This is a genomic window from Streptomyces sp. AK08-02 (genome assembly GCF_033795085.1).
Lineage (GTDB): Bacteria > Actinomycetota > Actinomycetes > Streptomycetales > Streptomycetaceae > Streptomyces > Streptomyces echiniscabiei.
In genome coordinates, this window is sequence record NZ_JARAZV010000003.1 from 243,614 (window position 1) to 269,459 (window position 25,846).

Sequence of the window (25,846 nt, forward strand, 5' to 3'; positions counted from 1 at the left end):
GCGCCGTGTCCGCGAACCTCGCCGCCGGGGCCCGGTGCCGCTGCCGTACGCCTCGGTCCCGTCGGTCGGCCGGCCGACGGGAAGACGCGGCAACTGGCTCGCCTACCTGGAACCCACCACTCCCGCCTCGTCGTGGACCACGGATCGACCAAATCAGTCCTGGCCACCCTCCGAGATTCGTGACGGGTCAGCTGGGTCAGGTCCATCACTGAGGCTGGCGGGCAGGAATTGTGCATGCTTCGAACGCAGGTATTCCACTCCGTCATCATGGTTGGCCCGGTAGTCCAGGCTGCGTTCCACGAACTTGAGACGGTGCCGGGCGTCATTGATCACTTCGGACCAGGTACGCACTTGTACGCGGTGACGATCGGTGCGTTGAATGTAGCCGAACGGCAGTCCGGTCTGCTTACGGCGGGACTCAGCGAACTCGTCCAGAGTGTTGCCGATGACCCAGAAGTCCCACGAGACGTTCGGCTTGTTGAACCGCTCGTCGCGCATGACCGCCAGCGCGTACTTTTCGATCTGCGTGAGCTCGTCCGCACCGATTACCTCACTCGGCCGCTTCAGCTCGACCACGATGTTCTCAACTCGGTCCTGCGCGATCTCGCACGTGCGGGTGAGTACAAGATCGGGAATGGGATTCGTCCCGTCATGACGCAGTACGGGCTGCGCATGACCGGCGAGCTCGACGTCGTCGCCGAGGAAGTGAAGATATTTCGCGAGTACCTTGGTCAGGGACTCATCGTCACCGGTCAGGGCGTATTCTTCGCCGAATACCCATGTCTCGTTTGCCAGGATCCGGTGAAGCTGCCGCCGCTCCAGTGTCTGGCGGCGGGGCTCACTGTCGAACAGCATCGTGTCGAGTCCGGACAGGAAGCTGAGCCGGTCCCCGACCTTCTTCGATGTCGCGATGATCGACGATAGGGTGGTTCTGTTGAGCAGCTCCCCGAGTTCGGCCAGGCGTTCCGCCGACAGTTCGAGAACGCTCCTCAAGACGTTGTGAAGGTTCCCCGGGTTGGACGCCAGGGCTTCACGGAGGAGCCTCAGGGTGAACTTTCGCGAGCGGAAGTCTCCGTCGTTGATCACTTTCGACGCACTGAACGCAACGAGGTCGAAAACCTGCCGCTCCGCGTTCTCCGCAGCAGAGGGCGACCCGTCGCTGTACGGATAGCTTCCCTCCGAAACCCATTCCCTGATGATCGACCTGCTCTTGTCCGCGCTACGGCGTTTGAAGTGCTCTCGCAACTTCTCTTTTGCCACCGTGACAACGGAACTCATGGGTTCCAGACCGGATTCAGCGAGCAGCACGTCATGCCCTCTGAATCCATCCCACTTGAGGTATGCGGTGAAGTCGAATCCGGGAGCCTGAATTCCTGGCTTGATATCGTGGAGAACCATTCCGGCTTCATCGCACAGATACAAGGCCCGGTCGACCTGACGACGCCACTCGATGACAACAAGTTGTGGCCGCTCCTCCAGTCCGTCGACCTCCAGGTCGTATTCCTCGCGCTCCACCTGCAGCGCCGCCGGATTGAGCTTCTGGCCGCGCCACGAGATCTCAACCTGCCGATAGGATTCGAGATAGATCGCAAATTCCGCCGAGAGGGTGTCAATCAGCGAGTCCTGCTCAAGCTGTTTACCGGCCGCTTCATTGACCGAGACAACGGAGACCGTGGTGCCGGCCTCTCTCTCGGCTGGAGCCCTGGTGATTTCGAAGCGGCGCAGGTTGTGTCGCTCGGCGCGGATTCTCGTCTCGGTCGCGGGGTCTCCCTCATGCACGGTGCACCATTCGACGACATCACCGATGCCGAATGCCGCGAACCGGCCCTTGCCCTGTTCGCCGTGAAGGCGTCGTCCCTGCTGCCGTGTGGTCCTGGTGGCCCTCTTCCACGAGCCCCCCAGCGCGCCGAATCCCTGCTGTACATCGTCCGGCGACATGCCGTGACCGCGGTCCACGACGAGGACGCGTTCCACAGCATTCAGCGTGCTGAACTCAAGCCCACCATCGACGACGTCGGCGTCCGCATCAAGGGCGTTCCAGATGAGCTCCGTCAGCCCGGCGCGGGGACTACGGACAAGGCGGGCCAGGTGATCTCCGTCCACCTGCACGGTCAGGGAATGCATGCGTGCATGAAAGCACGAGGTGGGCCACTTGTGTCCGACTTCATCCAGACGCCCACCGTCTTCCACGCAATCACAACTTCAACGAGTCGACCTCCAGTCAGCGTTCCTGACGAGCAGCCATCACCTCCGCCGCACGGACGACGGCAGACATGAGCCGCCAGGCACTCTGGGCTGCACCGACCTCCATAGAGGATCACAGGTAGGATGAGTAGCATGAGTGAGCCCACCGGAAAGTACTCGATCACCATGCCGCGCGACATCGCCGAGGCCGCCAAGGCTCGCAGCGGCCCCTCCGGCCTGTCTGCCTACGTCGCCGCGGCCGTGTCCCGGCAGATCGAACGCGACAACCTCAACGAACTCATCCAGGTCGCCGAAGCCGAGCACGGTCCCGTGACCGACGACGAGATCCAGGCGCTGCGCGACCAGCTCCACCAGGCACGGCAGCAGCAGACGCAGAGCGGGGTCAACGCAGCGTGACCCGCTCCTCCGCCCTTCCTGGCGGCACCCTGGTCCTGGACAGTGAGGGGCTGGCCAAGGCCGTGCTGCGCGACCGGTCCGTCACGGGATGGCTTGCCCTGGCTCGCGCCGACGACCTGCGCGTGATCACGTCTGCGGCCACTCTGGTAGAGGTGGTCCACCCTCGGATCAACCGCCCGGCCCTGGAGTGGACGCTGTCCCGCCTCGTCGTCGAGCCGGTCACCGAGCCGATCGCCCGTCACGCTGCCGCTCTCCTCGCCGACGCCGGCCTGCACGGCCACAAGTACGGCATCGACGCCATGCTCAGCGCCACCGCCCTCGCCGCCGCCGGCCCCGTCACGATCCTCACCTCTGACCCCGAGGACCTGACCGCACTGTGCGGCGGACGAGCCACCGTGATCAAAGTCTGAGCCGGCCCATCGCCGGTGGGCCCGCGCCTGTCGGCCAAGTCGCCGCCGCTCCAGGCAGGAGGGTCGCTCGTAGGGGCTCAGGATCCCTTCGATGCGCTGGTTGTATGAACTGCGGGTCGTACAGGTACTCCGCGTACCGGGACAGCAGGGCCTCGACGCTGTTGCCCGCACGCTGGGCGGCCTCGGCGGGGTCTGCGCCCGTGCACAGCCAGGTGGACAGGGTCGTTGGCGTGCCGCGGTCTCAGGTCACTCGGCGCCGCTCCCTTCGGGGACTCTCCGGCGGCGCAGAACGCGGGCGGTGAGGAACCCGCCGCCCGCGACCGCGGTGACGCCGCCCGCCAGGACGGCCACCGCTGAGGCACGTCCGAAGCCGAGGATGGTGTCGGGCGAGCCGGTGTCCGGGGCCGGCAGGCTCAGATCCGCACAGGCCGACGGGGTGCCGGCGGGCCGGGTGCCGTCGGCGGCCTCGAACTGAAAGGCGTTGCTCTGGGCGTCGCCGTCGCCGGCGGTGATCGAGTAGGTGAGGGTGATGACGCCCGCGGGCAGCGGGGCGACCGCGGCGCAGGCGGTGGTGGTGTCGGTGACGACAGGCTGCCCGACCGGGATCGTCGTGCCGTCCGGCCCGATCATGCCGATCTTCGGCGCGATGCCTGATGTCAGGTTGTCGAAGGTCAGCGCGACCACGCTCGTCCCTGCGCCGACCGTGGCCCCAGGTGCCGGTGTCGCGCTCTTCAGCGCGGTGTGGGCGTACGCGGGTGTGCCGCCGAGGAGCAGCAGCGCACCCGCCGAGCCGAGCGATGCGGCCATCGCTGTCAGAAGTCGAAGTCGGCGCATGCGATCCGGTTGTCCTGTGCCTCGTTGGGGTGGACGACGATCGCGACCGCGTCCTCGCCGGTCTTGCGGGAGTTGTTCACCGTCGTCATGCCCATACCGGACTTGTCGGCGGTGAACATCAGGTGGATCTCGTTGGGGGGTGTGGTCGGCCCGCCCTTGTCGAACTGGAAGTGCGCTCCTCCGTTGTCGGCTGAGCAGTGCTGGGCGTGCAGGTGCGCCATGTAGACGCCGCCGGGCTTGAGGCCGGTCAGGGAGACGGTGACCGTGGTGCCCTTGGGTCCCTGGGCCAGCCAGGCCGTGCCCTTGACGTCGTCCATGCCCGGCGGACGGGTGTCCAGCATCTTGAAGGCGCCCTTGGCCACGGTGGCCCCGGGGACCTTGTCGGCGGGCGTGGCCGAGGGGTCTCCCATAGCGGTGCCGGACATGCCGTCCATGCCGTCCATCCCGTGAGCGGAGGACGAGGCGGACGATCCGGTCCCTGCTGAGGCGTGGTCGGCCGAGTCGCCTCCGCAGCCAGCAACAAGGGTCGTCATCGCGGTCACCAGGGCGGCACAGGCGGCAAGGCAGGTCCTACGGCGGACGGTTCGGGGCGCCGACGGATCGCCGGACGCGGGTGCGCAGACGGACGGGTGGGGGTACATGGAACTCCCGATCGGTGAGCGGAGAGCATGCGCCATAGCCTGCGCTCAGGAAGGCAAGCGGGCGTGCTCCGGGCCGCGTGGACGAACCGACGCACGCGAGCGCGCACGCCGGTTCCGGGCGTGCACCGGCCCTGGCTGACGCCCGTGGCCCACAAGGGAGTTCAGGGGCGGAGGGCGAGCAGAGGGCCGGGCGACAGACGAATGAGTGCCGAACCGGCCCCGGGTGGCCCTCTGCGGACGACGGCGTGCCTGAGGACAGTGGGAACGCTCGGCGAAGTCTCCGCCGCGTCCTCTGCCGGCCCGCCCGCGAGGGTCCACCCGTCACGCATGGTGCGTGCGAGCATGCGGCGGACGCGCCGAAGGGGCGCGAACAGCGCGACGGCAAAGGCTCGGCCCAGCCGGTAGGCCGCCGTCTCGCCCCGCCACAGCCACAGTCCGCAGACGACTGCGGCCAGCAGATGGACCAGGAACATCCCGGCGGAGCCCTGCCCTGCCAGGGCGGACTCCAACGGCAGGGGGACGGGAGCGCCTGTCGTCCCGGCATGCTGCATGGCCATGCCCGAAACCGAGTGGTCCATGTGCACGGCCATGCCGGAATGGGAGAACGCCATCCCATGGTCCATGCCGGTGGTCGATTCCGCCCCGGGCACGCCGCCCGCCGGACGGACGAGCGTGTGCGTCACGTCGAACAGCAGGTGCAGCAGCCCCTGCGCGACGGCCGTCGCTCCGACGACGGTCACGGCACCGCGTTCCCTGCCGGTCAGCCACCAGGCGCCCGATGCCGCCCCCGTGAACGCGAGGACCAGCGTCCACCAGGGCAGGAGATCACCGGACATCAGGGCGTGACCCAGTGCCGTCGTCACCACGCAGACAGCTGAGAAGACGGCCGCCCGCAACAGACGCGGAGCGCCGACGCTCTCCGCCCTCTCCTTGGCCGACGCCGTGCGGGTTCCCCGGCATGTTCCGCCGCCGGGCCTCCGGGGCATCGCGCAACTCCTCGAACCGATGGGCTTCTTCGGTTCTTTACGGGCGAGAGTGTCTCCGCGTTCATACGGCGAGCACCGTGTCGGCCGACCCCGCCACAGCGGCCACGACCCGGCGCTGCTCACGGCGCAGGTCGAAGTCTGTCTCATCGCCTGCCGGCACAGCCACGACCTGTGCAGCGGGCACGCCGATCACCACGAACACTGCCGTATTTGCGCCGAGACCACCGGCCAGGCAGCCGACGCCTGTCGGGACGTGCTCGAAGCCGTACGTTCCTGAGGCCCACGGGGTCAGGTCCGCGAGGGCGGTGACGGTCCGGTCGGTGGGCGGCCGGACACCGCCCGGTTCACCATCAGGTACAGCAGTCCGCAAGCCACGAGGCCGGCCAGGCAGCCGATGACGGCGCCGATCGTGCCCGCGACCACCTCGCCCAGCCAGCCGTAGCCTCCGGCCAGCACCGCCACCGTGGCGACCGGCAGTAGCCAGGCCAGGCCGCACTCCCTCCTGCCGTACCCGGCCTGGCGGGCGGGCCGCTCGTCCCAGGGCCACACCGCGTGCGACCCGTTCCACCGGGTGCGTGCCATCGGTCAGGCGGTGGCTATCCCGTCCAGCTTGCCGGCCTTCGCCTCCTCCACCAGAGAGGCGAACTGGTCGACGCTCATCTGGACTCGCTGCCCGAAGTCGTCGGTGAGCAGGACGCGGCGCTCCGCGGGGGCGCCCGGGTCGACGAAGAGTTGCGGGCAACCGCAGTCGCAGTCTCCACAGAAGGTCGCCAGCGGCTCCAGACCAGTGATGTCGCTCATCGCGCACTGCCTTTCGGGAAGATCGGGCGGCCGAAGGCGCGTCGACCGCCTGGGGCCCGGTACTGCTCTGGGCATACCCCCGGGCTTACGGCGCGACGCGCCCGTGTGTACAGCGGCCGGGGCGCGGTCCTGTGATGCCGTGCGCCGTTCCACCCCAACTGCTTCCGTTTCACCACACCTCATGGGAACCAGACCCGGTACTCCGACGACTACATGAGGAGGTGTCAGTCGCCCCATGGACAAGGCGCGGTGCGGATACACGTACGGCTGAACACACGCGTCCCTGGACCCGTACGTCTTCACGTCGGGCATCCGTGCCACCACACCGCACCACACGAGGAGCTGCCGTCATGGCCGAACGTCACTACGCCGTCACCGGGATGAGCTGTGAGCACTGCGCCGCGAGCATCACCGAGGAAGTCTCCGAGGTGTCGGGCGTCGACGAGGTCCTCGTCGATCTCGCCACGGACACCGTCACGGTGCGGGGCAGCGCCCTGGACGACGGATCCATCCGTCACGCGATCGTCGAGGCCGGTTACACCGTCGCCGAGCCGCAGGCCGCCTGAGGCCCCGTCACCGGCTTCACCGCCGTCACAGGGCTGTCCACGCCGTTTGGCAGGAGCATCATCACGGCGGCGATGCCCGCCATGGCGATATGGCCCGCCGGAACCGCTTCCTCGCCCCCAGGGATGGACCGGGGCCACCTGCCGCCGCAGGGTGACGGCCATGGACAGGGCGAAGTACCGCGTCAGGACAGCACAGGCCATCGCCCGTCCGGACACCGTCTTCGCCATGACCACGCACGCCATCCCCCCGCAGACCACCGTGTGCCGGAAGCCTTGCGCTCCCTCGTACGGGTGGTTCTGGCGCACCGCCCGACGTGCGCCGCCCCTCGCACACGCGGCTCCCGGAAGCACGAAGCAAGAACGGCCGCCGGCCCGCCGCCGCCACCGTGCACACGCCCACGGTGATCGGGACACGCCATCCCGGCTATGCACACGCCCAGTAACCCGCCGATCGGCCGCCGCGGTGCGGGCTAGGGTGTGATCGTGAGCGATCCCCTGACCATCGGTGTGCTGTTGTTCGAGGACGTCGAGGAACTCGACATGGTCGGCCCGTGGGAAGTGCTCGGTTTCTGGGCCGCCCACATCGCGTCGTCACCTGTGCGGGTCCTGGCCGTCGGGCCGGAGGCCGGAGTGGTGCGCGGTTCCCAGGGGCTGGGCCTTGTCGCCGACCACTCCGTGACCGGCGTGCCGCCGCTCGACGTTCTCGTCCACCCCGGCGGCAACGGCACGCGTGCCCTGGCCGAGGACACGGCGCACCTGGAGTGGCTGCGCCGCCTTCATGGGCAGGGCACCGTCCTGGCGAGCGTGTGCACCGGCTCCCTGGTGCTCGCACACGCGGGGCTGCTGGCCGGCCGCCCGGCGACCACCCACCGGAACTATCTCGACAAGCTCGCCGAGATCGACCCTTCGGTCGACGTGCGGGCGCGGGAACGGTACGTGGACGACGGGGACATCATCACCAGCGCCGGGGTGTCGGCCGGCATCGACATGGCGCTGCACCTGGTGAACCGCCTCGGCGGAAGCGAGGAGGGCGAGCTGACCCGGGCCGGGATCCAGTACGAGGCTCCGGAGCCCGTGGCGGACTCCGGGGCCTGACCGGGGGTCAGCGGACGGCGGGCTCCACGGCCCTGCCGTCCTCGTCTCCGGCTCGGTCGTCCTCGGCCTCGGCCGTCCGGTCGTGGGCGAGGGGCTGGGCCCCGTAGGTGATGCGGATGACGCCGTCGGCATGCCGCTCGGTGCTCGCCCGTACGCCGAAGACATCCCTGAGGATCTGCGGGGTCAGCGTCTCCAGAACCGGTCCCGCGGCCACCACGGCTCCCTCGTGCAGAACGACCAGGTGGTCGCAGAGCCGGGCAGCCAGATCGAGGTCGTGCAGGACCGCCAGCGTGGTGATCCCGGTGGCCCGGATGAGGTCCAGCAGCTCGAACCGGGCGCGGATGTCCAGGTGGTTGGTGAGCTCGTCCAGGACGAGGAGTTGGGCGCTCTGCGCCAACGCCCTTGCCAGCAGCACGCGTTGGCGTTCCCCGCCGGACAGGGAGGCGTAGTCGCGGTCCGTGTACGGGCGTACGCCGCAGCGGTCGATGGCCTCCTGCACGGCGCGGTGGTCCTCGGCTCCGTCGCGTCCCAGCAGGCCGTGGTGCGGGGCGCGGCCCAGGGCGACGATCTCGGTGACGGTCAGGCCGGTGGTGTTGCCGGTGGCGTCCTGGAGGACGGCGGCGGTACGGCGGGCCGCGGCACGGGCGGACAGGGTCCACACGTCGTCGTCGCCGACCCTGACGACGCCGTCCGCCGGGCGCAGCGAGCGGTAGACGGCGCGCAGCAGGGTGGACTTGCCGCTGCCGTTGGGGCCGACGAGGCCGACGATGTCGCCCTTGCCGGCCTCAAGGCTCACGTCGCGGAGGATCGGGGTGCGGTCCAGGGTGATGTGGAGCTGGTCGACGGTGAGTTTCATGCGTTCAGTCCAGGCCCTTGTTGTGGCGCAGCAGCCACAGGAAGAAGGGGGCGCCGAGCAGGGCGGTGAGGATGCCCAGCGGCAGTTCGTTGGGGCGGTTGAGGGTGCGGGAGAGGAGGTCCACGAGGACCAGGTAGACCGCGCCCAGCAGGGCGGTCAGGGGCAGGAGCCGTCGGTGGTCGGCGCCGGTGGTGAGGCGGACGAGGTGGGGGATCATCAGGCCGACGAAGCCGATGCTGCCGGCGACGGCGATGACGGTTCCGGTCAGCAGCGCGCTGAGCACCAGGAGGACGGCGCGCAGCCGGTTGACGTCGACGCCGAGAGCGGTGGCGGACTCGTCGCCGGCCAGCAGGACGTTGAGCCGCCGTCCGAAGAGCGCCAGGAGCACGGTGGTGACGAGCACGACCACGGTGACCGTGGGGAGCTGGTCCCACTGGGCGCCTGCCACACTGCCCAGCATCCAGAACATGACCGTGCGCAACTCGGTGGGCGTCGCCTGGAGTTGGACATAGCTGGTCGCCGAGAGGAAGACGTAGCCGACGGCGACCCCCGCCAGGATCAGCCGGGTCGGCGCCAGCCGACCGCGGCGCTGCCCGAGGGCGAACACCAGCGCGCCCGCCGCCAACGCGCCGATGAAGGCCGCCGCCGACACCCCCAACCCGGCCAGTGCCGCGCCACCGCCCAGGGTGATGACGATGACCGCGCCGAGCGTGGCACCGTAGGAGAAGCCCAGCACGATGGGGTCGGCCAGCGGGTTGGACACCACCGTCTGCAGCACCGCACCCGACACGGCCAAGGCCGCGCCGACAAGTGCGGCCAGCACCACCCGGGGCGTGCGGAAGTTCCAGACGATCTGGTCGAGCGCCGGGTCGGAGGGTGCCGACCCGACGCCGGTGACGTGGTGCAGGACGATCGCCCACACGTCACCGAGCGGGATGGTGACCGCGCCGATACTGACCGCCACAATCATCGTGACGATCAGCGCGACGGGCAGCAGGGCGAACGCGAGGGTGACCCTCAGCCGGCCCGCGCCGCTCAGAGTGCGTCCGGGTGCAGCGCCCCGGCGATCTTCTGAACCGCGAGGTCGTTGCTGGGGCCGAGGTACATCGAGTCCGACAGCGTCACGTACGTGTTCGTCTTGGCGGCCGGCCACTGGGGGAACTCCTTCAGCAGTTTCTTGGCGTAGGCCGCCGGGTTCGGGTCGTTGTAGGCGATGACAACGAGGGCGTCGACGTCGGTGGCGGCCACCTTCTCCTTGCTCAGGTCGGCGAAGGAGGTCTTGGAGGCGTTCTCGAAGGCGTTGGAGCCGCCGGCCTTGGCGAGGATGTCGTTGTAGATGCCCTTGGCGACGACCGAGCTGAAGTCGTTGCCGCCCATGGACATGTTGGAGAACAGCACCATGACCTTCGGCGTCTTCTCGCCCTTCACCTTGTCCGAGACGTCCGCGATGCTCTTCTCGGAGGCGGCGATCAGCTTCTCGGCCTTGTCGCTCACGTTGAAGACCTTGCCCATGTCACGCAGCAGCGTGTAGCTGTCGGCGATGGTCATCTTCGCGGTGTCCTGGTCGCAGCCCTGCGGGGAGACGTAGCTGTTCGCGCCGACGTCTTTCAGCTGGTCCCTGGTGGCGAAGCCGTTCTTCTCGTCGAAGCCGTACGAGGTGGTGGAGAGGACGAGGTCGGGGCGCAGGCCGAGCATGGCCTCGCGGGGGACGTCGTAGGCGTCGTTGAGTTTCACATCGCCGGTCGGCAGCGCCTTGATGGCGGCTGCGCGGCCCGCGACCTCGGACATGCCGTAGGTCTGCTGGTTGGCGACGATCCTGTCCCCCAGGCCGAGGGCGAGGAGTGTGGAGACCTCGGCGACGGAGGCGCCGTTCATGACGACGAGCCGGCTGGGTGCCTTCGTGAACGTCTCCTTCTGCCCGCAGTTCTCCAGGGTCACCGGGTAGCCGGTCTTCGAAGCCGCGGCCTCGGTGGTCTTCGCGCTCGCCTTGTCGCTGTCCGAGGAGTCGCCGCATGCCGCTGTGAGCAGACAGAGGGCTGCGGCCAGGGCGGTGGCGACCGGCCGGTTGATCGACATGCGGGCTCCGTAAGGTGTTGGGCGGCCCGGGAGAGCCGGATGTACTGATGGGTTCTGTCGTAGTAGTCGGGGCGAAGCGGAGTTGAGTTCCCGGCAAGTCGCTTTTATTTTCCGGAGGTTGCCGGGTGGGGCTGCCGTCCGGCCGGGGTGGGCAGCACACCCGCCGTGACGCAGTGGTCCAGATAGCCGAAGAGCAGGTCGCGGTCGACGGGCGGGCAGGTGATGCCGCTGCCCTCCAGGCCGGCACGGACGTTCCCGGCGTGGACGTGACCGAGGCGCAGGTCGGCCGGAGCGACCCCCTCCGAGAGCTCGTCGGACTCGGTGGACTCGAAGAAGGCCAGCGTCGTGGTGGCAACGTCGGCCGAGCGGGGCAGTTCCTCCCGCCACCGCGCCAGCGGCAGCCTCCGTACGGGATAGCCGTACTCCTCCACCCAGTCGTAGACGTCCCCGAGCCGCACCCGGGGCAGGGTCGCGTGGTGGAAGACCGGACCGGTGGTGTGGGCACCGGTGAGGCAGAGGTGGACGAGGCAGCGAGCCACGAAGTCCACCGGGGTCCACACCTCGTCCTCGAAGAGGTCCGGGACGATCCCGGCCGGGATGCCTGCCCGCAGCACGCTCCACAGGAAGTCACGCTCGTTGACGTACCCCGTGCCCGACGACCCGACCACCCGGCCCAGCCGGTGCACGGTGACCGGCAGGCCCCGCTCGGCCGCCTGCTCCAGCAGGCGTTCGGAGGCCCATTTCGACTGCTGGTAGCCGTAGCGCAGGCCGTCGTGCGGCGGCAGGAACGCCTCCGGCACCTCGGGGCTGTGGCTCGCGGGCGGGGCCACGGACAGGGTGGAGACGTAGTGGAGGGGTGTCGTGCGGACGGCGGCCAGGCGCAGCAGGTGGCGGGTGGACTCGGTGTTGACGGCGCGCAGGGTGGCGTAGTCGCGCATGATGCTGACGGTCGCGGCGTTGTGGAAGATCGCGTCACAGGTCGCGGCGAGATCGGCGAGCGCGTCACGGGTCAGGCCGAGGTCGGGGCGGGCGAGGTCTGCGGGAAGGGCGGTGACGCGGTGGCGCGTCCGCTCGTCGAGGGTGATGCCGTGCTGGTCGAGGGCACGGTGGACGCGGGCGGTGGCCTCGGCCCGGTCGCGAGCCCGTACCGTGCAGACGATCTCGGCCGCCGTGCTCGTCAGGAGTTGCGCCAGCAGGTGAGTGCCTACGAAGCCGGTCGCGCCGGTGAGGAGGATGCGGCAGGGCGTGTCGTCTGGAGTGCGGCTGGTGCCGGGCCGGACACCCGGGGCGAGGACGGCGTCGGCGAGGAGCGTCGGCGGGAGTCCGGCAGGTGCGGACGGCAGCCCGGCCCCCTCCCCGAGGAAGTGCGCCAGCGCCGCGGCCGTGGGGTGCTGGAACAGCCAGGCGACCTTCACTTCGCGGCCGAGTTCGACGCCGAGCCGGTTGGCGGCCTGGATGGCCTGAAGGGACTGGGCACCCAGGTCGAACACGTCGTCGTACACGGTGACGGTGTCGGCGCCTAGGAGCTTCCGCCAGATGCCCGTGATCGTCCGCTCCAGGACGCTCCCGGTGGTCGGGGCCTCGTGCGCCGACGACTCGCTCAGGGTGGCCCGGTCGATCTTGCCGGAGCTGGTGCGGGGCAGCCGGTCGAGGAGTTCGACTCCGGAGGGGATCATCGCGGCGGGCAGCCTGGCCCGCAGATGTTCCCTGACGTGGGCCGACGACAGCGCCGGAGCCGGCGCCGCAGTCTCTGCGACGAGGTGGGCGACCAGGCGCCGGGTGCCGTCGGCGAGGGTCTGTCCCACGACGGCGGCCTCCCGGATGCCGGGGTGGGTGAGCAGGGCGCTCTCGACCTCGGCGGGCTGGACACGGTGGCCGCTGATCTTGAACTCGTCGTCCGCCCGCCCCAGGAAGCGCAGTTGCCCGTCCTCGCCGACGCCCACCAGGTCACCGGTGCGGTAGGCGCGGGGTGCGCCGGGAAGGGCGGTGAGCGGAGCGAAACGGGAGCTGTCCGGCACGTCTCCCCGGTAGCCACGAGCCAGGGCGTCGCCCAGCAGGTACAGCTCGCCGTCGACGATGGCGGCCCTGGTGCCGGGCAGCGGCAGGCCGATAGGGACGTCACCGGGGGCGAGCGCGGGGTCGTGCAGGTCGGCGACGGTGGCGACCACGGTGGCCTCGGTGGGCCCGTAGGTGTTCAGCAGCACGACCGAGGTGCCGACGGCCTTGCGCCAGCGGTCGACCCGTTCGGGCAGAGCGGCCTCACCGCCGATGACGACGGTCCGCACGCCCTCGGGCAGCACGGCGGCGCCGGTGGAGACCGCGTAGGCCACCTCGTGCCAGTAGGCGGTGGGCAGGTCCAGCACGCTCGCGCGCAGACGGGCGCACTCGTCCAGGAAGTGCGGTACCGATTCGGTCATGTCGTCGGCGCGGATCACCAGCGTGCCGCCGGCGCACAGGGTGAGGAAGAGCTCCTCCACACTGGCGTCGAAGTGCAGCGGGGCGAACTGCAGGACGCGGTCGCCCTGTTGGATGCCGTAGCGGTGTGTGGCCGCCGCGACGAAGTGGGCCAGCGCGTCGTGGCCGATCTCGACACCCTTGGGGCGGCCGGTGGAGCCCGAGGTGTGCAGCACGTACGCGAGGTCCGTGAGCTGTGGCGCCGAGGGGGTGACAGTGATGTCGGGACCGGGGTCCGGCCGGTCCAGCAGGAGTAGGGCGTGGTCCGCGAAGTCGTCCGCGTGGTCGCCGGTCGTCACCACGAGCGCCGGAGCGGCGTCCGTCAGGAGGTGTGCCGTGCGGTCGGCGGGGGCTTTCGGGTCGAGGGGGCAGTAGGCGGCGCCCGACAGCAGGACGCCGAGGATGGCGGTGACGGCGTCGATGCCCCGGGGCAGGGCCACCGCCACCACGTCACCTGCGCCGACTCCGTGAGCGGCCAGGCGGCGGGCGGTGTCGCGTGCGGCGCCGAAGAGCTGTGCGTACGTGATGCTGTCCCCGGCGTGCTCCACGGCGACGGCGGTGCCCCGACGGGCGGCGTGGTCGGCGATCAGGCTCAGCACCGGGCGGGCGGGGGCGGGCAGCGGGCCCCCGTCCAGAATCGGGATGGACGTGGCGGCGGGGGCGCCTGCCAGCTCCCGCAGCGGCCGGTCCGGGGCAGTGACCGCGCTGTCGAGGAGAGCCAGCAGGTCCTCCTGAAGGCCGGCCGCCTCGCTCGCGGTGTACAGGTCGGGGTTGGCGTCCAGGGCGACGCGCAGGCCGGTGCCGTCGCCGCGGTCGTAGACGTTGACGGCCAGGTCGTCGACCGGTCCCGCGGACACGTTGTGGACGGTGCTGCGGTGACCGGCAAACCGCAGGTCGTACGCGAACGGCATGATGTTCACACCGGGCCCGGACAACCGCCGCTGACCGCCCACCAGCTTCAGGTCGCGGCGCAACTGCTCGTAGCGGTAGCGCTGGTGGGGCAGCCCGGCGCGCAGTTCACGGAAGACGCGGGTGGCGAGGTCGCGCAGGGTGTCGTCGGGGGTGACGGGCACGCGCAGGGGCAGGATGTTGCGCACCATGCAGGGGACCCGCAGGGACACCGAGCCCAGGCGGCCCATAGCCGGCAGACTCAGCACGATCTCCGGGGCACCGGTGGCCCATTGGAGATGGGCGGCGGTCACCGCGAGCACCACCTCGGACCAGGTCACCGACAGCTCGCGGGCGACCGTACGCAGGATGGCCGCCCGGGCCGCGTCGAGGTCGGTGACGTGGCGGTGGAAGGTACGGGCGGGCAGGGCGGAGCGGCCGGCCGGGCTGGCCACCGGCGGGCGGTCGGCGTACCGGTCGGTCCAGTAGGCGCGGTCCTTGGTGTGCCGGGCGGACTCTCGGTAGGCCAGTTCTTCGGCACGGACGGACTCCAGCGTGCCGAAGCCGCTGTCGGGGACGGGCTCACCGGCCGTGAGGGCCGTGTAGACCTGAGCCACGCGCCGGGCGACGAGGGAGAGGCCGAAGCCGTCGAGGGCGATGTGGTGGACCCTGTGGTACCACAGGTACTGCTCCCGCCCGGTCCTGAGCAGGGCGTGGCCGAAGACCGGGCCGCGGGTGAGGTCGACGGGACGGGCCATGTCCTGGTCCATCCAAGCCAGGGCGGCGGCCTGCGGGTCGGGCTCGGCGGTGAGGTCGGCGATGTGGGTGCACCAGTCACCGGCCGGGGTGTCGACCTGCCAGGGGCGGCCGGTGTCGTCGGTGACGAAGGTGACGTTGAGGGCCTCGGTCCCGGCAACCACGTGGTGCAGGGCGGTGTCGAGGACGGCCGTGTCCACCGGGCCGTCGATACGCACGTATTCGGCGGTGTTGTAGGCGGGGCTGTCCGCGTCGAGCTGCTGGCCGGTCCAGATACCCTCCTGGGCGGCCAGCAGCGGATGACGCCCGGCCGCCGACACGCTGTCAGACGTCGGCACGGGCTGCTCCCTTCCCGCGTTCCTGCAGCAGCTGCCACCACTGGGCGAAGGAGGTGCGCTCGGCGAGGTCGACGAAGCTCACGTCCGCGCCGGCGGCCTGCCAGCGCTCCACCAGGGTGACGATGCGCAGGGAGTCAAGCCCCGCGTCCAGCGGGCTCTCCTCCAGATCGACTTCGTCGGGCCGCAGGAACAGGCACTCGGCCAGGTCCGCGCGGAAGGCATCCAGGGTGAGGGGTTCTGGCATGGGGGTCCTACCTTTCTTGATGTGGGCCTGAGCTGGTCATTCGTACGATCGGCGGGGCCCAGGGGTTCCGGGTATGGCTGTCATGGAGTCGCCGCTGGATGGCTCAGAGAACTTGGCCACCCGGAACCCCGCGACGACTCGACCGCTAATTGGGAGACGCGACGCGATCGCTTTGTAGGACAACGTCGGCGAGGTCGTCTGCTGGGTTCATGTACGACGAGCTGACGGAGGTGGCCGTGCCCGAGATCTGGGCCGGAGTGGACATCGGCAAGGAACATCACCACTGCGTGGTGATCGACGCCCAGGGCAAGCGGCTGCTGTCGCGTCGGATTCTGAACGACGAGGCTGAACTGCTCCAGCTCATCGCTGACGTGCTGGAGCTGTCGCGGGGTGTGCTGTGGGCGGTGGACATCAACCACGGCGGGGCCGCGCTCCTGCTCGGTCTGCTGGTCAGCCACGACCAGCACGTCACCTACATCACCGGCCTGGCCATCCACCGCGCATCGGCCGGCTACCGGGGCCAGGCCAAGACCGACGCGAAGGACGCCTTTGTCATTGCTGACCAGGCCCGCATGCGCACCGACCTCGGTGTCCTGCGGCCCGGCGACGAGATATCGGTCGACCTGCGCACTCTGGTCACCCGCCGCACCGATCTGGTCTGCGACCGGACCCGGCAGATCAACCGGCTGCGCGCCCAACTCCTGGAAATCTTCCCCGCGTTGGAACGCGCGTTGGACCTGACGAAGAAGGGGCCGGTCCTGTTGTTGACCGGCTACCAGGCCCCGGCCGCGCTCCGTCGCGCCGGTGTCTCCCGGATCGCGACGTGGCTGAAGAACCGCAAGGTCCGCAACAGCGCGGCCCTGGCCCGGACCGTTGTGGAGGCCGCCGCGGCCCAGTTCACCGCACTGCCCGGCGAGAAACTCGCGGCCACCATGGTGGCCCGTCTGGCGAAGGGGGTGATGGCCCTCGATGAGGAGATCGCCGAGCTCGAAGCCCCTATCGAGGCTCGGTTTCGCGAGCACCCGAGTGCCGAGGTGATTCAGAGCCTGCCTGGCATGGGCACCATGCTGAGCGCGGAGTTCCTCGCTGCGACCGGCGGCGACATGGATACCTTCGGCACCGCCGACCGCCTGGCCGGCTACGCCGGCCTCGCACCCGTCCCCCGCGACTCCGGACGCGTCAGCGGCAACCTCCGCCGCCCACGCCGCTACCACCGCGGCCTGCTCCGCGCCTTCTACCTCTCGGCCTTCGCCAGCCTGCGGAACTGTCCCGCCTCGAAACAGTTCTACGAGCGCAAGCGGACCGAGGGAAAGGGGCACAAACAGGCGCTGCTGGCGCTCGCCCGCCGCCGGGTCAACGTCCTGTGGGCCATGATCCGCGACGGAGCGTGCTACCAAGCCACACCACCAGTCACGGCAACGGCTTGACAACGTCATTGGGAAGTTCTCTCTCGATGGCTCGTCCGGTGGTGTGCGGTTCGAGGGCGGCCCGGTGACACGCCTTCTGCGCGGGAACGGCACCGCCGAAGAGGTCAGTTGACCTTGCGGGCGGAGTCGTTCCAGAAGCGGTCACGCAGTTCGCGGCGCAGGATCTTGCCGCTGGGGTTGCGCGGGACGCTGTCGATGAACTCGTAGCGGGCAGGCAGCTTGAAGCTCGCCAACTGCGGGACGAGGTAGGTGTGCAGGTCCCTGGGGGTGGGCTGTTGTTCGGGGTCCGGGACGATGAAGGCGTGTACGTACTCGCCCCAGCGTTCGTCGGGGGCGCCGACGACGACGGCCTCGGCGACTCCGGGGTGGCCTTCGAGGACGTTCTCGATCTCGGCCGGGTAGACGTTCTCGCCTGCGACGAGGATCGCGTCCTTGATGCGGTCGCGGATGAAGACGTAGCCGTCCTCGTCGACGTATCCGGCGTCTCCGGTGTGGATCCAGCCGTCGACGAGGGTCTCGGCGGTCTTTTCGGGCAGCCCCCAGTACTCGATCATCCGGGCCGGGGTGTGCAGGCAGACCTCTCCGACCGCGCCCGGGGGCAGCTCGCGGCCTTTGCCGTCGATCACCTTGGCACGGACACCCGGGTAGGGATGTCCGGCGGCCTGCATGAGGGAGCCGCCGGGGACGTGGGCGGCCGGGGGGAGGCAGACGGCGGTGTTGCCGGTCTCGGTCAGGCCGTAGATCTGGGCGAACTCGCAGTCCAGGACCGCGAGACTCTCCTCCAGCAGGGCCTCGGAGATCGGAGAGCCGCCGTAGACCGTCTTACGGAGCGTGGCGAAGTCCTTGGCGCTGACTCCGGGTTCGGTCAGCATCATGCGGAGCATGGCCGGGACGACACACGCGGTGGTGATGCCGAGGTCGCGGATGAGGTCCACGGCCCGGCGGGCGGCGAAGGCGCGCATCGCCACGACGGTCGTACCGGCGTTGAAGTTCTGGGTGGCCCACCACAGGCCGCCGATGTGGAACCCGGGGATGCCGACGAGGGCGATGTCCCCGGGCCGCCAGTCGATCCAGTCGAGGCCCTCGCTCGCCAGCGCGTCACGGATCGCGAAGAAACTGCGGTGGGCGAGGACGACACCCTTGGGCAGGCCGGTGGTGCCGCTGGTGTAGAGCTGGGCGAACGGAGTGTCGGGGGTGGCCTCGAACTCCGTCTGCACCGACGTGTGTTCGGCTTTCCGTGCCTCGATGTCGCTGAGGCGTACGACCGTCTCGGGCGGTGCGGTGGCCATGCCCTCGACGATCGGCGTGAACTCGTCCTCCAGGAACAGCAGCCGGGTGCCGGAGTCCTGGAGGATGTGGCTCACCTCGGGCGCGGTCAGCCGCCAGTTGACCGGCACCAGGACCGTGCCGCTCTTGGCGCAGCCGAAGAGGATCTCGTAGTAGTGCTCGGACTCCTTGCCGAGGTAGGCCACCCGGTCGCCCGGCGCGAGTCCGGCGGCACGCAGGGCGTGGGCGACGCGGTCGCTCTCGCGGTGCAGGTCCGCGTAGGTGAGGGTGCGGCCCTCGCAGATCACCGCGAGGGTGTCCGGCCGGTGCTCGGCGTGGAACGCGGTGGTCTGGGCGAGAGTGCGCGGTCCGGGAGGGTGGACCGTGCCGTTCGCCGGCGGTGTCGCCGTGGACGTCTCCATGGGCAGTCCTTCGGTGATCAGGGGATGTTGACGAACGCGAGGACAGCCTCGCCGTCGCACCGGCCGCCGTCGGCATCCCAGTAGCGGTACGACGTCTCGGCGTGCAGGAACGGGCTGCCGCCACCAGGGGCGCGCCGGCTGACGGAACGGAAGGCCATCTCCCCGGAGAAGTCACGGGGGTTGACCGGGCGGCGGAAGTTACCGGCGAAGCGGGCGATGAGGATGTCCGGGAGCTGGTGGCGCCAGAAGTCGTCCAGGGTCCAGCTCTCGAACCCCGTCAGGAGTCCTTCCTTCACCGACTTCGCGACCAGGTAGTACATCATCTGGTTGTAGGCGATGTTGACCTCGACCGAGTTCAGGTGGCCGGTGTCGTCGATGTAGCAGGACTCCGGGATCGCGAACTCGCAGCGCGCCGAGGAGAGTCCGGCTTCGGCGGTGACAAGGGCGGTCTTCAGGTACTTGCAGTGCGCCTTGTAGGGCACGAGCACCCGGGCCAGCAGTTCCTCGTCCGTGGGGTACGAGCGCTGCGGCGGGGCCTCGGCACGGTCGGCGGCGGGCGCGGTCACGCGGCCGGTATCCCGTCGTGCAGCTTGCGCTCGTCGTGCACGGTGACGCGGTACGAGACGGTCGGCTCCGGGGTGGTGGTGTGCCGGGCGCGGTGGATGAGGCTGCGGTTGTCCCAGACCAGCAGGTCGCCCTTCTCGAAGCTCTGCAGGTGGATGTTCTCGTGCTCGAAGCTCTCGTCGAGCTGGCCAGTGGCGTCGAACAGCCGCTTCAACAGCTCGTCGTCGAGCGGGTTGCCGTCCGCGTCCTCGATGCCGACGGTGAAGCCCTCACTGATGTAGAGGACCGTCTCGCCGGTGAAGGGGTGGGTGAAGGTGGTCGGCTGCACGACGGCCGGGGTCTTCGTCTCGACCTCCTCGATGATCTCGGAGATCGGGCGGTAGACGTCGTGCGGGCGGATCTTGAAGTACTTGCGGACGGAGTGCCGGCAGAAGGTGTCGTTGATCTCCTTCTTCAGCTCGGCGGGCAGCCTCTCGTAAGCCCGGCCCATGTCGATGAAGTACGTGCCGCGGTTCTTCTCCGGAATGACCTGCGGGTAGATGAGGGTGATGCCGAAGGGGTCCGGCATGAACTGGTAGTCCGCGTGCCAGAACTTGCCGGTCTTCGGCACGCCTATCTGCTTGCCGTTCTCCGGGACGTTGGAGGAGACGAATATCTCCGGGACCTCCGGGTGCTTGTACATCGGCTCGTAGTACACCTCGGGGCGGCCGAGCCGCTTGCCGAGGGCGAGGAACTGCTCGGGGGTCAGATCCTGACCCTTCAGGACCGCGATCTTCTTCGTGTAGACGGTCTGCAGAAGCGTCTCGATGTCGGCGGCGGAGGCCGTGGTGTGGTCGAAGTCCTCGACGCTCGCGCCGAGGAACGAGCCGGGCTGTTCGGTGATCTTCATGTGGGGTTGCCCTCCGGGTGGGTGGTCGTGGGGAGTTGGGGGGGTAGGGGAGTTGAGGGGGTTAGGCGGGCTGTTTGGCGTCGATCAGTTCCGCGGCGCTCGCGAGGGTGAGGGTGGGGCTCAGCTCGCTGTCGTGGACGGTGACGCCGAGGTCCCGCTCGATGCGGATGCTGATCTCGACCATCGTCAGCGAGTCGACGTCCAGGTCGGCGAAGGTCGCCTCGGGGGTGAAACTGTCGGCCGGGGTGCCGTGGAGTCTCGTGACGATCTCGACCAGGTGGTCGTAGGTGGTGGCGCTCATGACGGGGTGTCCTCTCCTGTGCCATGCGGGACGAGGGGGTCGTAGGGGTCGTAGGGCCGGGTGGGCGGCGGCAGTTCGGGCCAGGTCAGCACGCAGGAGCCCCAGGTGAGTCCGCCGCCGAAGGCGGTGAGCAGGAGCCGGTCGCCGGGGCGGACCACGCGCCGGGCGGCGGCGTCGGCCAGGGCGAGCGGGATGGAGGCGGCGCCGGTGTTGCCCACGGCGTCGACGTTGGCGAAGCAGCGCTCCCGGGGCAGGCCGAGGTCGTCGGCGACGGAGTGCAGGATGCGCAGGTTGGCCTGGTGGGGCACGAAGTGGTCGACGTCGTCGGTCTTCCAGCCGGCACCGGACAGGGTGGCGCGGGCGGACTCGGCCATACGGGTCACCGCGTGCCGGTAGACCTCGTTGCCGCGCATCGCGAAGTGCCGTTCGCCGTGGCTGGGTTCACCGTCGGTGGAGCGCTGCCGGGAGCCCCCGGCGGCGACCGTGATCAGGTCCTCGTGTGTGCCGTCACTGCCGAGGTCGAAGTGGCCGACGGCGCCGGGTTCGTCGGAATGCCCGGCTCGAAGGACGACGGCTCCGGCGCCGTCGCCGAAGATGATCGCGTTGGCCCGGTCGAGGGGGTCCACGATCGTGGAGTAGGTGTCGGCGCCGATCAGCAGGACCCTCGCCGCGACACCGGAGGCGATCAGCCCGGCCGCCGTGGCGAGTCCGTACACGAATCCGGTGCACACCGCGCCGACATCGAAGGCCGCCACCCGGTTCAGGCCGAGCCGCGCGGCGACCGCGGGCGCGGTGGCCGGGCAGGGGCGGTCGGGGGTGGTCGTGGTGACGATCACCGCGTCGACCGGATCCGTCCCCGCGGAATCCGTGCCGGCCAGTTCGAGTCCGGCGTTGCGCAGGGCCAGACGCCCTGCCTCGACAGCCAGGTCGGAGGTGGCCTGGCCGGGCTCGGCGACATGGCGGCGGCGGATGCCCGTACGGGTGCGGATCCAGGCGTCGTCGGTGTCCAGCCGCTCGGCGAGTTCGTCGTTGGTGACCACGCGGGGCGGCACCCATCCGGCCACTCCGCACAGAACGGCGGCCGGGACGGGCGATCTGGATGTGTGTACGGGCACGGCGGCTCTCCTCAAGTGTGCGGTACGCGGACGTCGGGCCGTACGGCCCGGAGCTGTCGAAGGGTCGCCCTCGGCCTATGCGGCCACGGCCGTTCTGCGCAGGGCGGAGGTCAGCAGCACGCCGCAGCCGATACCGGCCGCTATCGCGAACACCGCGACCCGGATCCCGCTCAGCAGCGCGTCACCCGGCGGTCCCTGTCCCACCCCGCCCGCGAGCGCCACCAGCAGGGCGAGGCCCACCGCTCCGCCCACCTGGAGGCTGGTGGAGGCCAGCCCGGACGCCACCCCCTGGTCCTCCGGCGCCACCCCGGACGCGGCGACGATCCACATACCGGTCCACGCGGCCCCCTGTCCGAGGCCCAACAGCACGATCCCGGGCAGCAGCAACGGGTACGAGCCCCCCTCGGAAAGGGCGAGCCCGAGCGCCACGGCTCCGGCCGCGCCCAGCGCCATGCCGCCGACCAGCATGCGGCGCACACCGAACAGCGCCACCGCCCGTTCACCGACCTGGGTCCCGATCGCGGTCACCACCGCCGGGACGAGGAAGGCGAGACCGGTCGCGAACGCGCTGTAGCCGCGCACGGTCTGGAAGTAGAGGGTCAGGAAGTACGGCAGCGCGCTGAAGGTGGCGCTGTAGAGCGCGGTGACGGCCATCGCGGCGACCAGGCCGCGGTGGGCGAACAGCCTCGCCGGTACCAGCGGGTCGCGCGAGCGCGTCTCGACGACGGCGAAGCAGGCCAGCAGGGTGACCGCGAGACCGGCGCTCACCAGGGTGGGCGTACTGGTCCAGCCCGCAGCGGGGGCATGCACCAGCACGAACACCAGGAGGGTGATGCCACCGGTCGCGGCCAGGGCACCCGTCACGTCGAACCGCCGGGTCGCGGTCCGCGGGCCGTCCGCGGGGAACAGTGCCCGTCCCGCCCAGGCGATGCCCACCGCGACGGGGACGTTGACGAAGAACACCGACTCCCAGCCGAACCCCTCCACCAGCACGCCGCCCAGCAGGGATCCGAAACACAGACCGCCAGCCCCCGCCGCGCCCCACACCGCCAGAGCACGGTTCCGGGCGGGCCCCTCCTCGTAGATCGTGTTGATCAGGGAGAGGGTGGCCGGGAACAGCAGCGATCCGCCGATGCCCTGAACAGCCCGGACGGCGACCAACGCTCCAGGTGACTCCGCGACCCCCCCGACCAGTGAGGATCCCGCGTAGATCAGCGCCGCCGTGACGAACGTCCGGCGACGGCCGAGCAGGTCCGCCGCCCGTCCGCCCAGCAGCAGGAAGCCCCCTGTCGTCACGACGTAGGCGCTCACCACCCACTGCAGGTCGTGGGAGGAGAAACCGAGGCCGGCGCCTATCTCGGGCAGGGCCACGTAGACGATGTTGTAGTCCAGCGCGATGACGAGCTGCGCCAGGGCCAGGACGAGCAGGGACAGCCGGGCGTGCATCAGTCGATCCCTCCCCATATTTGAACGGAAAACGCCAGCGAATATCGAATGCGCCGATCAATTTCGGTCACGATAACATTCACAAGAACCCCCGAGGAAGACCGGAATCGAAAATCTTACCGAGCCCATAAATTCACATTTTGGCCAGCACTTTGAACCGGCAGCGCGAAACCGCCGGCTATTTTCCTGAGCTGTTTCAGGCGTCCGCTACTCCCCCATCAGATGCCTTATTTGCGTGATGAGGGAAACCAGTGCCTGGCGTTCCGGAAGGGTTGTTTCCGGATGCCAGAGGTCGACGAGCAGACAGGTCCGCGGCCGGTTTCCGTCATTGCGAGCCTCATGCTCGAAGGAATAGTCGAACAGCAGGCAGCGCCCTTCCTGCCAGGAGCGGGTCTGGTCTGCCACAGTGATGCTGCACCCGTCCGGAATGTCGACGGCGAGATGCAGGTTGATGCTGAAGTTCCACAGATCGCAATGCGGGGCGATCGAAGCTCCGGGCAGCAGTGTGGAGAAATGGGATTCCAGTAGTGGGCAGATTTTCTCGGTGTCCACGGCGAACTCTTTGAGCACCTTGTACGCGGTCGATGCAGTGGCGGCCGATTCCTCCACCAGGGTTCCACCCCGGTAGAGGTAGAGGGCCTGCCAGTCTTCCTGCCGGGTCAGGTAGTGCTCGTAGTCGGAGAACGCCTCCCGCCGGGCCGCCCAGGCCGATTCCAGTTCATCCTTGACGGCCGGATGGGCTGATTCCAGCGCCTCGACGACCGGCGCCAGTTCGGGATACGCGTAGGGATCGTGCCACGGCGTCGGCGACAGTCCCGGCAGGATCCACTTGGCACCCTTCTGGAGCGGGTGACGCGGCCCACCACCGCCGGGCTCCAGCATCCGTTCCACACGGCTGATCGAGTCCGCGCCGTGCTCGCTTCTGATCGCCGCGAAGCCGTCCTCTATCTCTGGCGTCATACGGGCCTCCTGACTGGTGCCGCGGCTGGCGTGTGGGCCGCGCCATCGCACTAGTAGTCGGATGCGGGGCGGGATGAGTTCCCGCGACTTTCCGTCAACTTTCATGGTGCGAAGGGGAGTTGGTTGTTCCGCTCGGTTCGGCGGACAGGACGGGCACAGTGGCGCCCCGCGTCGGCGGCGCGGCGATGTCCGTCCGGTTAGCCCGGCCGCCCACCGTGATCGCCCCCGGCCACCGCTCGAAGCAGCGCCGCACATGTTCCGCCGGCCTTCACATCACGCCGCCTGGACAGCGGGCGTCTCTGCTTCCAGCAGCAGGCGTTCCAGGGTGGCCCGCGCTCGGGCCACCCTGGAACGGACCGTGCCGATGGGGCAGCCGATGAAACGGGCCGCCTCGTCGTAGGGCAGTCCCACCACCTGGGTCAGCACGAACGCCTCACGGCGTTCGTCGGGCAGCGTCTCCAGCAGGTCCAGGAGCGCGATGCCCTCGTCGAAGCCGGGCAGGTCGCAGGGCTGGGTGCGTTCCACGGCCAACTGCCAGTCATGTGTGTCGGCCGGCCGGGGGCGGACCGCGGCACGGCGGAAGCTGTCGGCCACCGCGCGGCGGGCGATGGACAGCAGCCAGGTGCGGGCCGAGGCACGTCCCTCGAATCCCGGCAGGCTGTCGAGGGCGCGTATGAACGTGTCCTGGGTCAGGTCGTGGGCGGCCTGGGGGTCGCCGCTGAGATGGGCGACGTAACGCAGTACGTCGCCGTGGAGCGCGCGGACGAAGTGCTCGGCCGCGTGGGGGTCGCCGTTCCGGGCGGCCAGGGCCCAGGCGGTGGCGGAGGCGTCCGCCGCGGCGCGATCCGCCCGGCGGGGAGCGGGCAGGACAGAAGTGATCACGTGGTGTCCTTCGCGGGTCGTCCGGAGCCGACGTTCCGTAACGGGGCGCGGCTCTCCGGCACATGGGGTGCGGCCGTACGCGATGGGTACGGCGATGCCCGGGGCTCGTCGCGCGCTCGTCGGCCCGCGCCGGGAGACGTGCGGCCCTGAGAAGGCCCGCACGGGAACGCGGCATGGTGGCGAGGAGCGGGTGAGCCCCTGGGGGATCCGGCTGTCTCAGATGACAGCGGTACCCGTGGGCGGTCCCCGCGAGGTGACGGAGTAACAGAGAAGGAAGCGGGCCAGTGACGAGCGGTGCGCGTCGGTGCGGCGCCTGCGCATGGGCGGGCGTCGGGCAGCGACAGGCAGCGCCAGCAGCATGCGCAGCGGCGCGACCAGCCGGGCCGCCGCGGCCCGCAGGACGCGGAAGACGGCGCGTTCGCCGTAGGCGAGCCACAGCCCGCACAGGACCGCGGCAAGGAGGTGGGCTGCGAGCATGCCGAACGAGGCGCTGCCACCCGTACCGGCCATGCCGTGGGTGTGTTCCGTGCCGCCCGAGCCGTGTGCCATGTGCGTCATGGCGTCCATGGACATGGCATCCGAGGAACCCATGTGCATGCCGCCCACGGTGCCCATGCCGGCCGGTGTGGCGCCGGGACCGGGCGTCGTCCCGGGTATCAGGGTCTGGCCCAGGGAGAATGTCTCGTGGAGCACCGTCTGGGCGGCGACCACGACCGTGACGATCAGCGCGGGCCCACGCTCACGGCCGGCCAGGAACCAGCCCGCCGCGCCGGTTGCCACGGCACCGGCGCCCATGGCCCACCAGGGCACGGGAGTACCGGACATGGTGACGTGGCCGAGGGCGGCCAACAGCACGCAGGCGGCGGCGAACACACCGGCCCGCAGCGTGCGGCACCACCCTCCGACAGTCATAGCGCGCTCATCCTCGCACCCGGCGTCCGATCGTCGTCAGGGGGTACGGAAACACACCGGGTCACCGACTCACCGAAGAGACAGTGACTCACGTCACAGGGCAGGTCCGGGAACTC

General features: G+C 69.8%; 26 protein-coding genes. 5 read left to right on the forward strand and 21 right to left on the reverse strand.

What is annotated here, in order from left to right:
* Nucleotides 1–153 precede the first annotated feature (153 nt).
* Nucleotides 154–2,124, reverse strand: a complete 1,971-nt coding sequence (locus PV734_RS07485; protein ID WP_319288988.1) for an ATP-binding protein — start codon at nt 2,122–2,124, stop codon at nt 154–156.
* A gap of 213 nt (nt 2,125–2,337) precedes the next feature.
* Here PV734_RS07485 and PV734_RS07490 point away from each other — a divergent pair, with 213 nt between their 5' ends.
* Complete coding sequence (locus PV734_RS07490; RefSeq protein ID WP_319288989.1) at nt 2,338–2,601, forward strand: CopG family transcriptional regulator; 264 nt, start codon at nt 2,338–2,340, stop codon at nt 2,599–2,601.
* Entirely contained in the window at nt 2,598–3,011 is a 414-nt protein-coding gene (locus PV734_RS07495; RefSeq protein ID WP_319288990.1) for a PIN domain-containing protein, read from the forward strand. Before PV734_RS07490 ends, PV734_RS07495 begins: the two co-directional genes overlap by 4 nt.
* Before the next feature lie 246 nt (nt 3,012–3,257).
* Here PV734_RS07495 and PV734_RS07500 read toward each other — a convergent pair whose 3' ends face one another.
* From PV734_RS07500 to PV734_RS07525, 6 genes are all read right to left on the reverse strand, one after another.
* Nucleotides 3,258–3,818: a copper resistance protein CopC gene (locus PV734_RS07500; protein WP_319288991.1), complete on the reverse strand. Its 561-nt coding sequence runs from the start codon at nt 3,816–3,818 to the stop codon at nt 3,258–3,260.
* A 5-nt stretch (nt 3,819–3,823) separates the two neighbouring features.
* On the reverse strand, nt 3,824–4,288 hold the full coding sequence (locus tag PV734_RS07505) for a superoxide dismutase family protein (protein ID WP_319288992.1): 465 nt from the start codon (nt 4,286–4,288) through the stop codon (nt 3,824–3,826).
* A gap of 359 nt (nt 4,289–4,647) precedes the next feature.
* Nucleotides 4,648–5,472 carry a hypothetical protein gene (locus PV734_RS07510; RefSeq protein WP_319288993.1) on the reverse strand — a complete coding sequence of 275 codons (825 nt, stop codon included), beginning with the start codon at nt 5,470–5,472 and terminating at the stop codon, nt 4,648–4,650.
* Nucleotides 5,473–5,533: 61 nt separating this feature from the next.
* Complete coding sequence (locus PV734_RS07515) at nt 5,534–5,656, reverse strand: hypothetical protein (protein ID WP_319288994.1); 123 nt, start codon at nt 5,654–5,656, stop codon at nt 5,534–5,536.
* A 104-nt stretch (nt 5,657–5,760) separates the two neighbouring features.
* On the reverse strand, nt 5,761–6,054 hold the full coding sequence (locus PV734_RS07520; RefSeq protein ID WP_319288996.1) for a hypothetical protein: 294 nt from the start codon (nt 6,052–6,054) through the stop codon (nt 5,761–5,763).
* Between the two features lie 3 nt (nt 6,055–6,057).
* Nucleotides 6,058–6,273: a hypothetical protein gene (locus PV734_RS07525; RefSeq protein ID WP_319288997.1), complete on the reverse strand. Its 216-nt coding sequence runs from the start codon at nt 6,271–6,273 to the stop codon at nt 6,058–6,060.
* A 350-nt stretch (nt 6,274–6,623) separates the two neighbouring features.
* On the opposite strand from PV734_RS07525, the gene PV734_RS07530 reads away from it, so the two are divergent.
* Nucleotides 6,624–6,839 carry a heavy-metal-associated domain-containing protein gene (locus PV734_RS07530; RefSeq protein WP_319288999.1) on the forward strand — a complete coding sequence of 72 codons (216 nt, stop codon included), beginning with the start codon at nt 6,624–6,626 and terminating at the stop codon, nt 6,837–6,839.
* 483 nt (nt 6,840–7,322) lie between these two features.
* Nucleotides 7,323–7,934, forward strand: a complete 612-nt coding sequence (locus PV734_RS07535) for a DJ-1/PfpI family protein (protein ID WP_319289000.1) — start codon at nt 7,323–7,325, stop codon at nt 7,932–7,934.
* 7 nt (nt 7,935–7,941) lie between these two features.
* Here the strand turns inward: PV734_RS07535 and PV734_RS07540 are convergent, their stop codons facing one another.
* The 5 genes from PV734_RS07540 to PV734_RS07560 all read right to left on the reverse strand — a co-directional run bounded on the left by PV734_RS07540 (nt 7,942) and on the right by PV734_RS07560 (nt 15,546).
* Nucleotides 7,942–8,790: an ABC transporter ATP-binding protein gene (locus PV734_RS07540; RefSeq protein ID WP_319289001.1), complete on the reverse strand. Its 849-nt coding sequence runs from the start codon at nt 8,788–8,790 to the stop codon at nt 7,942–7,944.
* Between the two features lie 4 nt (nt 8,791–8,794).
* Complete coding sequence (locus PV734_RS07545) at nt 8,795–9,760, reverse strand: iron ABC transporter permease (protein ID WP_319289002.1); 966 nt, start codon at nt 9,758–9,760, stop codon at nt 8,795–8,797.
* A gap of 65 nt (nt 9,761–9,825) precedes the next feature.
* Nucleotides 9,826–10,866 carry an ABC transporter substrate-binding protein gene (locus tag PV734_RS07550; protein ID WP_319289003.1) on the reverse strand — a complete coding sequence of 347 codons (1,041 nt, stop codon included), beginning with the start codon at nt 10,864–10,866 and terminating at the stop codon, nt 9,826–9,828.
* 104 nt (nt 10,867–10,970) lie between these two features.
* Nucleotides 10,971–15,302, reverse strand: a complete 4,332-nt coding sequence (locus PV734_RS07555) for an amino acid adenylation domain-containing protein (RefSeq protein WP_319289004.1) — start codon at nt 15,300–15,302, stop codon at nt 10,971–10,973.
* On the reverse strand, nt 15,289–15,546 hold the full coding sequence (locus PV734_RS07560) for a phosphopantetheine-binding protein (RefSeq protein WP_319289005.1): 258 nt from the start codon (nt 15,544–15,546) through the stop codon (nt 15,289–15,291). The genes PV734_RS07555 and PV734_RS07560 overlap by 14 nt, the downstream gene beginning before the upstream one ends.
* 209 nt (nt 15,547–15,755) lie before the next feature.
* Between PV734_RS07560 and PV734_RS07565 the strand changes: the two genes are divergently transcribed.
* Nucleotides 15,756–16,973: an IS110 family transposase gene (locus tag PV734_RS07565; protein WP_415924164.1), complete on the forward strand. Its 1,218-nt coding sequence runs from the start codon at nt 15,756–15,758 to the stop codon at nt 16,971–16,973.
* 104 nt (nt 16,974–17,077) lie between these two features.
* Here the strand turns inward: PV734_RS07565 and PV734_RS07570 are convergent, their stop codons facing one another.
* The 9 genes from PV734_RS07570 to PV734_RS07610 form a co-directional block, all read right to left on the reverse strand.
* A complete protein-coding gene (locus PV734_RS07570; RefSeq protein WP_319289006.1) occupies nt 17,078–18,661 on the reverse strand; it encodes a long-chain-fatty-acid--CoA ligase in 1,584 nt (527 codons plus the stop codon).
* A 17-nt stretch (nt 18,662–18,678) separates the two neighbouring features.
* Nucleotides 18,679–19,227: an FcoT family thioesterase gene (locus PV734_RS07575; RefSeq protein ID WP_319289007.1), complete on the reverse strand. Its 549-nt coding sequence runs from the start codon at nt 19,225–19,227 to the stop codon at nt 18,679–18,681.
* A complete protein-coding gene (locus tag PV734_RS07580) occupies nt 19,224–20,114 on the reverse strand; it encodes a TauD/TfdA dioxygenase family protein (RefSeq protein ID WP_319289008.1) in 891 nt (296 codons plus the stop codon). The genes PV734_RS07575 and PV734_RS07580 overlap by 4 nt, the downstream gene beginning before the upstream one ends.
* Before the next feature lie 61 nt (nt 20,115–20,175).
* Entirely contained in the window at nt 20,176–20,415 is a 240-nt protein-coding gene (locus PV734_RS07585) for an acyl carrier protein (protein ID WP_319289009.1), read from the reverse strand.
* A complete protein-coding gene (locus PV734_RS07590; protein ID WP_319289010.1) occupies nt 20,412–21,530 on the reverse strand; it encodes a beta-ketoacyl-ACP synthase III in 1,119 nt (372 codons plus the stop codon). The genes PV734_RS07585 and PV734_RS07590 overlap by 4 nt, the downstream gene beginning before the upstream one ends.
* Nucleotides 21,531–21,605: 75 nt before the next feature.
* A complete protein-coding gene (locus PV734_RS07595; protein ID WP_319289011.1) occupies nt 21,606–22,976 on the reverse strand; it encodes an MFS transporter in 1,371 nt (456 codons plus the stop codon).
* Nucleotides 22,977–23,183: 207 nt separating this feature from the next.
* Nucleotides 23,184–23,936, reverse strand: a complete 753-nt coding sequence (locus tag PV734_RS07600) for an aspartyl/asparaginyl beta-hydroxylase domain-containing protein (protein WP_319289012.1) — start codon at nt 23,934–23,936, stop codon at nt 23,184–23,186.
* Nucleotides 23,937–24,209: 273 nt separating this feature from the next.
* Nucleotides 24,210–24,818, reverse strand: coding sequence for a sigma-70 family RNA polymerase sigma factor (locus PV734_RS07605; protein WP_319289013.1), 609 nt, complete (start codon nt 24,816–24,818; stop codon nt 24,210–24,212).
* Between the two features lie 216 nt (nt 24,819–25,034).
* The gene (locus tag PV734_RS07610; protein WP_319289014.1) at nt 25,035–25,730 is read right to left on the reverse strand and encodes a hypothetical protein; all 696 of its coding nucleotides are present in this window, start codon (nt 25,728–25,730) and stop codon (nt 25,035–25,037) included.
* Nucleotides 25,731–25,846 lie beyond the last annotated feature (116 nt).

Bases quoted from the DNA above. Each gene is read 5' to 3' on its own strand.
- PV734_RS07490 (WP_319288989.1), top strand. From the start codon at position 2,338: ATGAGTGAGCCCACCGGAAAGTACTCGATCACCATGCCGCGCGACATC.
- PV734_RS07500 (WP_319288991.1), bottom strand. From the start codon at position 3,818: ATGGCCGCATCGCTCGGCTCGGCGGGTGCGCTGCTGCTCCTCGGCGGC.
- PV734_RS07545 (WP_319289002.1), bottom strand. From the start codon at position 9,760: ATGATTGTGGCGGTCAGTATCGGCGCGGTCACCATCCCGCTCGGTGAC.
- PV734_RS07570 (WP_319289006.1), bottom strand. From the start codon at position 18,661: ATGGAGACGTCCACGGCGACACCGCCGGCGAACGGCACGGTCCACCCT.
- PV734_RS07505 (WP_319288992.1), bottom strand. From the start codon at position 4,288: ATGGACGGCATGGACGGCATGTCCGGCACCGCTATGGGAGACCCCTCG.
- PV734_RS07610 (WP_319289014.1), bottom strand. From the start codon at position 25,730: ATGACTGTCGGAGGGTGGTGCCGCACGCTGCGGGCCGGTGTGTTCGCC.
- PV734_RS07510 (WP_319288993.1), bottom strand. From the start codon at position 5,472: ATGCCCCGGAGGCCCGGCGGCGGAACATGCCGGGGAACCCGCACGGCG.
- PV734_RS07540 (WP_319289001.1), bottom strand. From the start codon at position 8,790: ATGAAACTCACCGTCGACCAGCTCCACATCACCCTGGACCGCACCCCG.
- PV734_RS07485 (WP_319288988.1), bottom strand. From the start codon at position 2,124: ATGCATTCCCTGACCGTGCAGGTGGACGGAGATCACCTGGCCCGCCTT.
- PV734_RS07565 (WP_415924164.1), top strand. From the start codon at position 15,756: ATGTACGACGAGCTGACGGAGGTGGCCGTGCCCGAGATCTGGGCCGGA.
- PV734_RS07550 (WP_319289003.1), bottom strand. From the start codon at position 10,866: ATGTCGATCAACCGGCCGGTCGCCACCGCCCTGGCCGCAGCCCTCTGT.
- PV734_RS07520 (WP_319288996.1), bottom strand. From the start codon at position 6,054: ATGGCACGCACCCGGTGGAACGGGTCGCACGCGGTGTGGCCCTGGGAC.
- PV734_RS07585 (WP_319289009.1), bottom strand. From the start codon at position 20,415: ATGAGCGCCACCACCTACGACCACCTGGTCGAGATCGTCACGAGACTC.
- PV734_RS07560 (WP_319289005.1), bottom strand. From the start codon at position 15,546: ATGCCAGAACCCCTCACCCTGGATGCCTTCCGCGCGGACCTGGCCGAG.
- PV734_RS07595 (WP_319289011.1), bottom strand. From the start codon at position 22,976: ATGCACGCCCGGCTGTCCCTGCTCGTCCTGGCCCTGGCGCAGCTCGTC.
- PV734_RS07600 (WP_319289012.1), bottom strand. From the start codon at position 23,936: ATGACGCCAGAGATAGAGGACGGCTTCGCGGCGATCAGAAGCGAGCAC.
- PV734_RS07580 (WP_319289008.1), bottom strand. From the start codon at position 20,114: ATGAAGATCACCGAACAGCCCGGCTCGTTCCTCGGCGCGAGCGTCGAG.
- PV734_RS07525 (WP_319288997.1), bottom strand. From the start codon at position 6,273: ATGAGCGACATCACTGGTCTGGAGCCGCTGGCGACCTTCTGTGGAGAC.
- PV734_RS07530 (WP_319288999.1), top strand. From the start codon at position 6,624: ATGGCCGAACGTCACTACGCCGTCACCGGGATGAGCTGTGAGCACTGC.